The following is a 12,350-nucleotide window of genomic DNA, read 5'->3' on the forward strand; positions in this document are numbered from 1 at the left end:
GGTCGTCTGTGTCGGTCAGCGGGTCAGTCGTCCTCCCCCAGAACCTCAACCCCTTTGACCCCTGGAGTCTGCCCTATGGATTCGACCAGTTCGGTCACATCCCCCTTGCCCAGCAGGTTGACGGTGACATCGGCGCCCTTCCAGGCATCCCGATGCAGCTCGTGGATGGTCAGCACCCGGGACTCGAAGCCCATGCGGGTGGCCAGCAGCAAGGATTCGCGCAGGCAGCCGTGGCCGTCCTGATATACGATGCGCAGAACTGTGTTCTGCCGGTTGCGCAGGAACCACTTGAGGATGGGCGCGATGACCAGAACGGCCAGAAAGTAGAAGACGACCGCCAGGATGGCGATGGCGAAGAGCTGGACTCCACAGGCCATGCCCACGGCGGCGGCCACCCAGATGGCGCTGGCCGTGGTCAAACCCTTGACAGAATCGTGGTTGAAAAAGATGACGCCAGCACCGATGAAGCCTATGCCGGAGGCCACCCCGGCTGCGATTCGCGAGGCATCCCAGGAGTAGTTGCCTACAGCGGCCTGTATGCCATAGAGGGAGACCATGGTGAACAGGCAGCTGCCCAGACCCACCAGAATGTGAGTGCGGATGCCAGCGTCGTGCTTGAGGAACTCGCGCTCGAAGCCGATCAGACCACAGAGAACCACCGTCAAGACCACCGCCATAATCTGACCTTGGTTCGGCAATGCGAATCCCTGCATGATTTCCCTTCCTGCCTTCTTAAATAGGCAGACCTTATAACGTTTGCAGGACATGGCCATCGGATAGAGTGGAGCCAGCACGTGGCCGGCCACGCCGCCGCACGTGGACCTTTTGAATGAGGGGTGTGATGCCATGAAGCCGTCATCAGATGAGCGCCGCGAAGCCCGCCGGACCCTCGCCACCAGCGCCTATTCCGCCGACATGATCCGATCACTTGAGCAGCCGTTTTTGGATGACGGGGTCCCCTTGATGCGCGTCGCCGCGGGATCCCTGGCCTCCGTGGCCGATGTCATGCTCACCCAGGCCGGGCTGGAGCCTGCAGGCGCCAGAATCGTCCTGCTGGCAGGGGCCGGCAACAACGGCGGCGACGGGCTCTATGCCTCGGCCGATCTGGCCGGGCATGGAGCCGACGTGACTGTGGTGGCCACTGGGCGGAACCTGCATCAGGGTGGGTTGGACGCCCTTCTCCGCGCCGGCGGAGTGGTCACGGCTCTGGATCCTCAAGCAGCCATCCCCGGCTGCGAGACCCCCTCCGGACCGGATCAGGCATCCGAGGATCTGGATCAAGTCTTGGAGCTATGTCGACAGGCGGATCTGATTATCGATGCCATGACGGGTATCGGTCTCAAAGGGGCGTTGCGCGGCATTCCTGCTGCTCTGGCCGCAGAATTGGGCATGGAGACTGGTCTGCCCGACAGACCAGCCTGGCACGACCCCGCCGGTCAGGATAGGCCTTTGGTGCTGGCCGTGGATACCCCCTCCGGTTTGGACGTGGACGAGGGCACCCTGCCTGGGGCCTACATCCCGGCTGATGTGACCGTGACCATGGGGGCCATGAAACCCTGCCTGATGCTGCCCCCGGCCGCCTATGTCTGTGGCAGAATCGTCCTGGTGGACTTCGGTTTTGACACCTCGGCCCTGGTCCCGAGCGTCTCTTGCATGAGCGCTGAGGACTGCGCCAGTCTCCTACGAGCGCCACGGGTGGATGACACCAAGTACAGCCGGGGCGTGGTCGGCCTGGTCACCGGCTCCGCCCTCTACCATGGCGCCGGGCTGCTCTCCAGCAAGGCTGCTGCCAGCAGCAACGTGGGCATGATCCGTTACTGCGGCCCCGAGCAGGTGGGCGACCTGATCCTGCAGGAGCTGCCCGAGACCGTCCTGGGCCGCGGAAGGGTTGAATCCTGGGTTCTGGGCTCTGGTGTACCCACCAGGCAAGCCCAGGAGGCAGCTGGACCCCAGGGTCAGGACGATCAGCGTGGTCTGATTGCCGATATACTCAGCCGTCAGGCCGCCGACCTGGACGAGGATGAGGCAGCAGCTGACCCGCCGGTGGTAGCCGATGCCGGTGCTTTGGATCTGCTGCCGGACCGGTTGGGCCCGCGCACGGTGCTTACCCCACATGCTGGCGAAATGGCCGCACTGCTCAACTCGAATGGCGAGAACGTGGACGGCGACCAGGTCATGGCCGAACCCCTGCACTGGGCAATCCGAGCCTGTCAGCTGACAGGAGCCACCATTCTGCTCAAGGGGGCCATCACATTGGTCGTCGGCGAGGACGGTACCGACCGTCCCCGCGTCATGACCACTGGCTTCGGCCCAGCATGGCTGTCTACAGCCGGATCAGGAGATGTGCTCTCCGGAACCATCGGGGCCATGCTGGCACAAAATGCCGGACTAATCCAGGATGATGCCACGCTGATGGTGGATCTGACGGCTGCTGCGGCCTTCCTGCACGGGCTTGCCGGTTCTCTAGCCAGCGGAGGCAGGCAGACCGGCTGGGAGCAACCGCTGATCTTCGACCCGCGTAAGCCTCAGGATTTTGCTGATCTGGTAGCCCAGGACAGCCAGCAGGAGGGTCACGGGACAGCTTTAGGACTTATGGGGCAGCCGATCCGTGCCAGCCAGGTAGCCGATGCCCTGCCCATGGCTATAGGTCTGGTCATGTCAAGAGCTGAGGGGACTGCTGACCAAATCGACCAATCCGCCCAGGAAGGGGACGATGCTTCCCTCTTCTTTGAAAACAGCTCGCTCTGGTTCTAAAAACGCTTCATCAGAAAAGGAGTCGATTTGATGACCTCGCAGCTTATTGTCATGCGTCACGGAGAAAGCGTCTGGACTCAGAAGTCGGTCAACCGTTTCGCCGGTTGGGTGGACGTGCCTCTGACGGATCGCGGACTGCAACAGGCCCGCCATGCCGGACAGCTGCTCAAGGAATCAGGCCTGCTGCCCGAGCTGGTCTTCACCTCTCTGCTGACCCGCAGCATCGTCACTGCCAACACGGTGCTGGATCTGGTTGATCGGGCCTGGATTCCGGTAGAGCGCACTTGGAGGCTGAACGAGCGCCACTATGGCGCCTTCCAGGGACAGACGCGACCGGCCATGTTGGGACGCTACGGTCAGCAGCAATTCGACATCTACCGACGTTCCTACGATGTTAGGCCGCCGACCATCGAAACCGATTCACCCTACTTTCAGGGACTGGATCCGCGCTATGCCCCGGCCATGAGCGACGGACTGGACAGCCGGAATCCTGCCGAGATCCGCGCCGAGTGCCTCAAGGATCTGCTGCTCCGTCTGCATCCCTACTGGCGAAGCCGAATAGCCCCAAACCTGGCCCAAGGTCGGACTGTGCTCATTGTCACCCATGGTTCCGTGGTCCGGAGCCTGATCAAGGTCCTTGAAGATGTTGATGACAAGGACATCCGGTCTATCAACGTGCCCACAGGCGTTCCCATGGTCTACAACTTCGAGACCGATGAAGATGGCAACCTTCAAGTCCTTGGTCCGGGTCGCTATCTTGATCAGAAGGCCGCGAACCAGGGCATAGCTGAAACCGCGGCCCTGGGCCGATAGGGCCTTGGGTATAGATTTGCTTATATGACACTGCTCCAACTGCGCTACATCGTCAAGATTGTCGAATGCGGCTCCATGAACGAGGCCTCGCACGAGCTCTACATCTCCCAGCCGGCTCTGAGCTCATCGGTCAAGGAGCTGGAAAACGAGCTGGGCATCGAAATCTTTACCCGTCACTCCCAGGGGATTGCTCTGACAGTGGACGGGGCGGAATTCCTTACCTATGCCAGGCAGATTCTGGATCAGACCGACCTGCTGGAGGCCCGCTACCGGCAGGTCAGGCCCCGCAAGCAGCTCTGCCGGGTTTCCACCCAGCACTACATGTTCGCAGTGGAAGCTTTCGTGGAGATGATCAACTCCATCGATTCGGACGAGTACGAATTCACCATACGAGAGACGCGCACCAGGGACATCATCGACCAGGTGGCCACCCTTCAGTCCGAGATAGGCATCATCTACGAGTCCGACTTCAACAAACGGGTCCTGTCCAAGATGCTACGCGAGAAACACCTGGACTTCCATCCCCTTTTCCGTGCAGATCTGCATGTCTTTATCGCCCGGACCAACCCATTGGCTGATCGGGCCATGGTGACCATGAAGGACCTGGAGCCCTACCCCTTCCTGCAGTACGAGCAGGGCGAGGAGGGTTCCTTCTATTTCGCAGAGGAGGCAGTCTGGCCCGACTACTCCCCCAAGCAGATCACCGTGAGCGACCGGGCCACCATGCTCAACTTCATCGTCGGGCTCAACGCCTACACGGTCTGCACCGGCATCGACAACGAGGACCTGAACAACGAGAAGATCGTCAGCGTTCCCCTGGAGTCGGATGAGTCCATGCTGGTGGGCTGGATTGTCAACAGCCGGACCAAGCTGTCCCATGCCGCCGGACTCTACTTGGACAAGCTGCGCCAGGTTGTGTCCAACCACGGATATTCGCTGATCGAACAGGAGCCAAGCGAGTAACAGCCAGGCAAACAAAAGCCGAACCGACCAAGACTAACCCAGCAAACAGCTGATCTGATAACGGCGGTCCTTGAATTTTGCCACAGATCGTAGGCGCTCGGCAGTTGCCGCTTACTCTGCCTTCAGCGCTTTTCCTTGTGCTCCGATGGAGGGCATCTTCCCTTGGTGGCCCACATCCTGCGATTTGAGTCCCAGGGCCTTGAACAGGGCCCGGTCCAGATGTTCCAGGCCTCCCTGGCTCTTTGCAGCTGCGGTCAGATCCCAGACCTTGCCGTTGATCATGATGGTAGGGGTCGAGAACTCCCCCTTGGCGTCCTTGGCGTCCTTGCGGGTGATGGCATAGGCGTTGACCTTGTCCACCCATGGTCTGTAGGTGCCCTGGGCAAAACGGTCTGCCAGGGACCTGGGCACGCCCACCCCCACGGCCTGGTCGGCCAGGCGCGCATCGGAAACGGCCTGATAGGATTTTTCATTGGGCTGGAAGTCGGTATCAAAGATAGCGGCGGCGAAGGCCGGCAGATGGTCCGGATCCTCCTGGGCCACCATGGCCAGGGCGTTGTCCACACGGCTGGAGTACTGGTCGCTGGATGCCGAATCCAGGAAGTTCAAAAAGTTGTAGGTGACGTTGATCTGACCGGCACTGATCATGCGCTGCAGCTGGGGATCGATGACCCGGCCCACCTTGCCGCACCATGGGCACATGGGGTCTATGAATATCTCAAGGGTGGGCGCATCAGCAACCTTCTTCTTACTGCCGACACCCTTGACTGAAACGGTCAGTCCTCCCTGGTCGTCAGCCACCGATGGCTTGACGGTGACCTCTTGCAGAGCCTTATAAGCCTTGGCATCCCCGCTGGGGCCTTGATTGGCTTGGACGGTCGATGTTCCAGATGAAGGCTTTTGGGCTGACTGGTCGTCTCCTGAATGATTAGTCCACAGCATGTAGAAGCCAGCTACAAGCACCAGCACAAGAGCCACCACAACCAGTATCAGCGGCAGCCTCCGAGACCGATGAGCAGGCTGGCCTGCCTCATCCGAAGATTTCTCTGTGTCAATTGCTGTGGCAGAAACGGCAGGCTTGGCCGTTTCCTCTGAATTCGCCTGAGAAGCGGCATTCACCTCGTCGACCTCAGTCTGGTCCGGTTCCTCATGACCTTTCTGCTCCTGCGATTTCGTCATGATCCATGGCCTTCCTTGCGATGATGATCCGTCGGCCTGCCCGTCGGACCTTTACCAATCTACACGAGGGTCATCCGGCAGAATGACCATCCGAAGAATGTGCGTCAATGTGGCCGGTACGCACAATCAACATATCGATATGAGCCAGGCATTTGCTCAGGCACCGTAGCGCGCCAGATAGTTCCTGGCGGCATCGGCCGTGCGCTGGTCCAGAATGGGCGACCCGTCCGGACCCTTCATAGAGGCGGCCGCGCCAAAGATCTGGCGGACGTTGACGATGCTGATAACCGGGAAGTGGAACTCGTCCATGATGGACTCCACGGCCGAGCCTTGGCCCTGTCCGGTGCGCTCCATTCGGTCCACGGAGAGCACTAGGCCGACGATGGTCACATTGGCCTGGGACATGATCTTGGGCACCACCTGTCGGACCGCAGTCCCGGCGGTCATGACATCATCCACCAGCAGCACCCTCATGCCATCCCTGAGCTGGGTGCCGACCATGAGGCCTCCATCGCCATGGTCCTTGACCTCCTTGCGGTCAAAGGTGTAGCCGACCGGCATGCCGTGCGCCCCGCTCAGCGCTATGGCGGTGGAGACGGCCAGGGGAATCCCCTTGTAGGCCGGGCCGAATACCGTGTCGATGTCTGCGGGCAGGGTCCCCTGCTTCACAGCCTGCACAATGGTCCGGGCGTAAAACTCCCCCAGCAGGGCAATCAGCCGTCCGTCATTGAAGGCCCCGGCGTTGATGAAGTAGGGCGAGCGCCGCCCTGACTTCAGGGTGAAGTCACCGAACTTGAGCGCTCCGCTCTGCAGCAGGAAGCTGGTGAAACCCTCCTGGATGCGGCGGGTCTGCTCCAGGGCATCCCCGTCATGGTCGTTGTTTTCTGCTGCGGTTGCGCTCATCGCCAGCACTTCCCTTTCTTGAGCAATTCGGCCAGATCGGGCCGCTCGTCTAAAAGATCATCCAGTTCGCGGGCCACCCTCATGGGCGCCACAGGGTCCACCAGGGCCGCAGCCCCCACCTCCACGGCGTTGGCCCCAGCATAGAGGAATTCCAAGGCCGTGCGTCCCGAGTCGATTCCTCCGATGCCGATGATGGGAATGTCGGGCAATGCCTGGCGCACCCGCCAGACGAAAGACAAAGCGATGGGCAGAATGCAGGGGCCTGAGACACCACCGGTGCCTTGGGCCAGGATAGGCTTGCCTGTATTGATGTCGATGCGCATGCCCACCAGGGTATTGATCAGGCTGAGGGCATCTGCTCCCCCATCAACGGCCGCTCGGGCCACCTCCACAATGTCCGTGACGTTGGGGGTCAGCTTGACCACCATGGGCTTGTCGGTCAGACCCCGCAGCCGGATGATCAACCGTTTCAGAGCCTTGGCATCAGTGCCTACGGACATCCCTCCATGTGAGACGTTGGGGCAGGAGACGTTGATCTCCAACATATCCGCCGGGGAGTCTGCCAGCCGTTCCACAACGATGGCGTAGTCCTCGTCGCTGTGGCCGGCCACGTTGGTGACCACGGTGGCTCCCAGGGCCTTGAGTCTGGGCAGTTCGTCCACCAGATAATGGTCCACGCCCGGGTTCTGTAGGCCAACAGAGTTGACCATGCCGGCTGGGCTCTCGGCGGTCCTTGGCGTTGGGTTGCCTTCCCAGGGAACCGGCGAAACCCCCTTGGTGGAAATGGCGCCCATCTGGGAGACGTCGTAATAACCCCCGCAGGCATCCAGGTTGAATGTGCCCGAGGCGGTACCCACCGGGTTCTTCCAAGGCGTGCCGGCCACAACAGTGCCATGCCGCCAGACGTGCGGCTCCAGAGGATCCATGGCTATGGCCGTCTGCATCTCTGCGATTGTCTGCTGGCTCATCGCGGCATCTCCTTGCTTCCCTCTTCATCCCAGATCAGGCGGTCGGCGGCGAAGACCGGGCCATCCTTGCAGACCTTGAGTCTGCCGTCCACGGTATCGACCACGCAGGCGACGCAGGTACCATAGCCGCAACCCATTCGGGACTCCATGCAGCACTGGGCAGGCAGGCCGGTCTTGCGGGCCCAGGCGGCCACGGCTCGCATCATGGGCAAGGGTCCGCAGGTCAGGATGATGGTCCGTTCGGTATCGATGTCGCCGCTAACCCGATCCAAGAGGGTTATGACATCCCCGGAGGCATTGTCGATGGACTCCAGCCGATCGGTCAGCGAGCCCATGATGGCATCGGCGAACCGATGGTCCCGGTAGCCCAGCAGGGCGGTGGTGCTTACACCGGACCGGCCTTGGAGGCATTGGGCTGCGCGAATCAGCGGAGGAACACCCAAGCCGCCGCCTACCAGCAGATAGTCTGCGGGCTTCTCCAGGTCGAAGCCATGGCCCAGGGGCCCAAGCAGGTCCACAGCCATGCCCGGTTGCAGGAGGGAGAATTCATTGGTCCCTTGGCCAACTACGGCGAAGATAATCTCGATCTGCTCGCCCGCCAGAACCCGGCTGATACCGAAGGGTCTGGGCATCATGGTCATGCGGTCTGCAGAGTAAAGGTTGATGAAGGCTCCTGCAGGGGCATGGGCGGCCAGGTAAGGGTCGCGGATGGTCATTCGCCAGACCTGCCGGTCCAGGGGCTCCATGCCGGTGACCTGGGCAGTACGCCGTCCAGGCAGCCGACCTGCCCGTTCGGCCTGTTCTTCCACCCGACTGGTGGATATAAAGAGGTTGGTTTTCATCGGGCCTCCTTGATCGCCTGATTGAGATCGTCCTTCATAGCCTGCGCAGCTTGGCGGGCATCGCGGGTGACCATGCCCAGGGCCGCCTGAACGCTGAGCCGCGGGCTGTAGTCCGGATCCTTCCGCCAGGCTGCGATGATTCCCCGAGAGGAGTTGACCACAGCGCCGCCGCCGGACTGGTCGAACATGGGCACCACGTCGGCCGCTGAACCGCCCTGCGCTCCGTAACCGGGGACTAGGAAAAAGGTGTGGGGCATGGCCTGCCGCAGAAGTGCGCCATCCTCAGGATGGGTGGCGCCGACCACAGCACCAAGCCTGGAGTAACCCGATTCCCCGATGGAGGATTGTCCCCAGGATTCCACCAGATCTCCCAGGCGCTGATAAATGGTTCCCCCGCCTGAGGCCGTGTCCAGGCCCAGTTCCTGGATTTGGCTGCCCGAGGGATTGGATGTGCGCACCAGGGCGAACAAGTCGCCCTGGATGTGCTCGGCAGCCTGCAGGAAGGGTTCCACCCCGTCGGAGCCCAGGTAGACATTGATGGTCAGGGCATCCTCGTACCAGGGGAATCTCCCGCCACTGTGAGCCGGCCTGTCGATCGTCTGCCCAGGAGTGAAGGGTAGGGGGAGCCCGTCCAGGTGGGCGGCGTAGGCCTCAGCCGTGGAACCGATGTCACCGCGCTTGACATCCCCGATGACATAGAGGCCACGGTCGGCTGCGGCTCGGCAGGTGCCGGTGTAGGCCCTGATGCCCCAAGGTCCCAGTGCCTCGTACATGGCAATCTGAGGCTTGACTGCAGGCACCAGGTCGGCCACGCCTTCCAGAATGGCCAGGTTAAAGCGCAGATAAGCCCTGGCCAGGTGGTCCGCCCAGACAGCCTGAGCCTGTTCGCCCTGGGTCTGCTGCAGGTCCTTAGGGTCCAGGCCCATCTGAGCCATGCTCCCGGCTGCGCGCTGTCTGGCCTGTTCGATCAGCTGGCTGGGCAGCAGTTCCGGTCGCGGATCCAGACCGACCACGGTCGGATTGTTCTTGTCCTGGACGAGCGCAGTCAGTCGGTCCATGCTCGGATCCTTTCCCTGGTGATGACGCGGCTTGCGGGCAGGCGGGAGAATACCAGACGCCCATCCTTTATGGTGGCCATGACCCGTCCGGCCAGCCCTGCTCCGGCGAAAGGGGTGTTCCGTGACTTGGAATGGAAGCGGCTGGGATCTACCTCCCACTTGGCCTCGGGGTCCAAGATGACCAGGTCAACAGGTGGCAGATTGGCATCGCTGTGACGGTCGGCCTCCAGCTGCAGGTGACCGGCTTTATTGACCTTGTTCGCCGTATGCGAGGGCAGGTCTTCGGGCAGGAGCCGACGCATGCCCATGAGCTCGGCTGGAGCCAGAGACATGAGTTCGATCAGGCGGTCATGGCTGACGAGTCCGCTCTCGACCAGGACCTGGTTGCAGACTGCATAGGCAGTTTCCAGACCGATGATGCCGTTGGTGGCATCCTTGAGCCCCAGTGCCTTCTCAGCGCTGGTGTGGGGGGCATGGTCGGTGGCAATCATGTCCACGGTGCCGTCGGCTACGGCCTCAAGTGCAGCCTGCTGGTCAGCGCGGGAGCGCAGTGGAGGGTTCATCTTGGCCATGCTGCCGCAACGCAGCAGGTCCTCGTCGCAGAGGGCCAGATAGTGGGGTGCGGTCTCGCAGGTGACCGGCAACCCACGGGTCTTGGCCCGGCGAACAGCCTCGAATCCCCCGGCAGTGCTGACATGCTGCAGATGCACCCGGGTGCCGGTACGTTCCGCCAGTTCGATGTCCCGATTGATAATGGCGGTCTCGGTGGAGGCGGGAATCCCTTCCAGTCCCAGCCTGCGGCTGACGGCCCCCAGGTTGACCTGACCATGCTCGTGGTGTTCACAGTGATCCAGGATGGGTAGGTCGAATTCTCGGGCATTGGCAGCAACGGCCTCCAGGGTCTGATCGGTTACTGCCGATCCGTCGTCGCTGATGGCCACTACAGGATGGTCGTATCCGTGGCCAGGCAGGTGACTCGACCAGTCGTCTGGGTTTGAGGCCTCCCGGCCGGCCCGGTCCAGAGTGGCCGCCACGCAGAGGTCGTAGTCCACCGGCAGGTTCAGCCCATGGTCCTGCTCGTAGGATTCCAAGTAGTCGATGACCGTACGCCCATCGGCCATCCTCGCCCGGCCGTCCATGGCGGGCTGGGTGTTGGGCATGAGCAGTATCAGCCCGTAGCCCCCGGCGGCTGCGGCAGCCGTGCCGGTGACCATGTCTTCCTTGTTGGTCTGGCCAGGGTCCCGCAGATGGACGTGGGGGTCGACCAGGGCCGGAGCCACCACCAGCCCCGAGGCGTTTATCTGGTCCACATCTGCCGACATGGCGCCGGTCTCGTCAATCAGCGTGCTGTCGACCGTCTGGGGAAGCACCAGATCGACCGTCATGCCGCTACGCCAATCAGTCAACCCCAACAACCGCATGTCAGTCTTCAGCCTTCTCGTCGCAGTAGTCGCAGCGGTAGACCCCAACATCATCCAGGTGGAAGCGTTGGTCCACTCCGGTCTCCACCGTAGTCACGCAACGAGGGTTGACGCAGGTGATGACGTTAATCAGATGGTTGGGTCGGTCCGGCTGATGCTTGCTGACGATCCTGCCTTGCCGGACTACGTCGACGGTGGCCTCGGGGGCGATGAACCCTAAGGCGGTCAGGTCCAAATCCCCGGTTTGCTCGATCTTGATGATGTCCTTGGACCCGTACTTGCGGCTGTCCGTATTCATGATCAGAGCCAGACGGGTCTTCGCCGGGTCCACGCGCAGGTAGTGCAAGACCTTCAGGGCTGTGCCCGCACGAACGTGGTCGATGATGATGCCGTCAACAATGCTGGTGACCTTCATGCCGCCACCTCCTTCTGCTTGCGGTAACCGGGCAGCTCGTCGCCAAGCAAGGCGCTCTCCAGGGCCATTCTGACCAGCATGCCGTTGCGAACCTGTTGGAAGTAAGCTGCACGCGGATCATCGTCCACCTCCACGGCAATTTCGTTGACCCTGGGCAACGGATGGAGGATGGCCATGTCGGGGCGCGCAGCCCGAAGCTTGTCGGCATCCAAAATGTAGGTGTCGCGCAGACGCAGGTAGTCGTCCTCGTTGAAGAAGCGTTCCTGCTGGACGCGGGTCATGTAGAGCACGTCCAAGTCGCCGATGACCCCGTTCAGGTCTCCGGTCTCACGGTAGGTGCAGTCAGCCGATGAGCGGATCCTCTCCAGGACGTATTCGGGGGTGCGCAGCTCGTCGGGGCTTATCAGGACGAAGTCCACGTGGCCCAGGCGACAGAGGGTGGTAATCAGGGAGTGGACCGTGCGGCCGAAGGTCAGGTCCCCGCACAGGCCGATGGTCAGGTGGTTCAGCCGACCCTTGCGGGCACGGATAGTGGCCAGGTCGGTCAGAGTCTGGGTCGGATGCATGTGCCCGCCGTCGCCCGCGTTGATGACCGGGACCGCAGCCGCTTGGGAGGCTACCAGGGCGGCACCCTCCTTGGGGTGGCGGATGGCCACGATGTCGGCGTAGTTGGAGACCGTCTTCAGAGTGTCGCTGATGGACTCCCCTTTGGAAACGCTGGCCAGCTGGGCGCCGGCGAATCCGATGACCTGACCGCCCAGACGGAGCATGGCCGTCTCGAAGCTGAGCCGGGTTCGGGTGCTGGGTTCATAGAAGAGTGTGGCCAGGACCCGGCCGTCGCAGGTGTGGGCCACCTGACGGCGATGGGTGTCGATGTAGGCCGCACGATCCAGCAGGTCCAGGATCTGGGTCATGGGAATGTCGTCGAGAGTAACCACACTTCGCCCACGAAGCGGAACGACGGCAGAAGAGGTGTTGGATGCGTGATCAACTTGTTGGGACAACGGCTCACCTTCCTCAAGGTGGCCACCTTA

General features: G+C 62.0%; 12 protein-coding genes. 3 read left to right on the plus strand and 9 right to left on the minus strand.

Annotated features, from left to right (window positions below):
• Nucleotides 1-23: 23 nt before the first annotated feature.
• A complete protein-coding gene (locus DKK74_RS04135) occupies nt 24-677 on the minus strand; it encodes an MgtC/SapB family protein (RefSeq protein ID WP_254477488.1) in 654 nt (217 codons plus the stop codon).
• A 169-nt stretch (nt 678-846) separates the two neighbouring features.
• On the opposite strand from DKK74_RS04135, the gene DKK74_RS04140 reads away from it, so the two are divergent.
• The 3 genes from DKK74_RS04140 to DKK74_RS04150 are packed head-to-tail and all read left to right on the plus strand — an operon-like array spanning nt 847 to nt 4,530.
• Nucleotides 847-2,754, plus strand: coding sequence for a bifunctional ADP-dependent NAD(P)H-hydrate dehydratase/NAD(P)H-hydrate epimerase (locus DKK74_RS04140; RefSeq protein ID WP_110412940.1), 1,908 nt, complete (start codon nt 847-849; stop codon nt 2,752-2,754).
• Nucleotides 2,755-2,784: 30 nt separating this feature from the next.
• A complete protein-coding gene (locus tag DKK74_RS04145) occupies nt 2,785-3,567 on the plus strand; it encodes a 2,3-bisphosphoglycerate-dependent phosphoglycerate mutase (protein WP_110412941.1) in 783 nt (260 codons plus the stop codon).
• Between the two features lie 24 nt (nt 3,568-3,591).
• Entirely contained in the window at nt 3,592-4,530 is a 939-nt protein-coding gene (locus tag DKK74_RS04150) for a LysR family transcriptional regulator (protein ID WP_110412942.1), read from the plus strand.
• A gap of 111 nt (nt 4,531-4,641) precedes the next feature.
• On the opposite strand, the gene DKK74_RS04155 is transcribed toward DKK74_RS04150, so the two are convergent.
• The 8 genes from DKK74_RS04155 to pyrB form a co-directional block, all read right to left on the minus strand.
• Complete coding sequence (locus tag DKK74_RS04155) at nt 4,642-5,709, minus strand: DsbA family protein (RefSeq protein ID WP_110412943.1); 1,068 nt, start codon at nt 5,707-5,709, stop codon at nt 4,642-4,644.
• A 156-nt stretch (nt 5,710-5,865) separates the two neighbouring features.
• Nucleotides 5,866-6,612 (minus strand): orotate phosphoribosyltransferase, encoded by a 747-nt coding sequence (gene pyrE / locus DKK74_RS04160; protein ID WP_254477485.1) that lies wholly within the window; start codon nt 6,610-6,612, stop codon nt 5,866-5,868.
• A complete protein-coding gene (locus DKK74_RS04165; RefSeq protein WP_181414914.1) occupies nt 6,609-7,580 on the minus strand; it encodes a dihydroorotate dehydrogenase in 972 nt (323 codons plus the stop codon). Before DKK74_RS04165 ends, pyrE begins: the two co-directional genes overlap by 4 nt.
• The gene (locus tag DKK74_RS04170; protein ID WP_110412944.1) at nt 7,577-8,422 is read right to left on the minus strand and encodes an iron-sulfur cluster-binding protein; all 846 of its coding nucleotides are present in this window, start codon (nt 8,420-8,422) and stop codon (nt 7,577-7,579) included. The genes DKK74_RS04165 and DKK74_RS04170 overlap by 4 nt, the downstream gene beginning before the upstream one ends.
• A complete protein-coding gene (gene pyrF / locus DKK74_RS04175) occupies nt 8,419-9,480 on the minus strand; it encodes an orotidine-5'-phosphate decarboxylase (protein WP_110412945.1) in 1,062 nt (353 codons plus the stop codon). Before pyrF ends, DKK74_RS04170 begins: the two co-directional genes overlap by 4 nt.
• The gene (locus DKK74_RS04180; protein WP_110412946.1) at nt 9,468-10,901 is read right to left on the minus strand and encodes a dihydroorotase; all 1,434 of its coding nucleotides are present in this window, start codon (nt 10,899-10,901) and stop codon (nt 9,468-9,470) included. Before DKK74_RS04180 ends, pyrF begins: the two co-directional genes overlap by 13 nt.
• A gap of 1 nt (nt 10,902) precedes the next feature.
• The gene (locus DKK74_RS04185) at nt 10,903-11,316 is read right to left on the minus strand and encodes an aspartate carbamoyltransferase regulatory subunit (RefSeq protein ID WP_110412947.1); all 414 of its coding nucleotides are present in this window, start codon (nt 11,314-11,316) and stop codon (nt 10,903-10,905) included.
• A complete protein-coding gene (pyrB, locus tag DKK74_RS04190) occupies nt 11,313-12,320 on the minus strand; it encodes an aspartate carbamoyltransferase (protein ID WP_110412948.1) in 1,008 nt (335 codons plus the stop codon). Before pyrB ends, DKK74_RS04185 begins: the two co-directional genes overlap by 4 nt.
• Nucleotides 12,321-12,350: the final 30 nt, after the last annotated feature.

It is taken from the genome of Bifidobacterium asteroides, from assembly GCF_003202755.1.
In the GTDB taxonomy this organism is placed as follows: Bacteria; Actinomycetota; Actinomycetes; order Actinomycetales; family Bifidobacteriaceae; genus Bombiscardovia; species Bombiscardovia asteroides_F.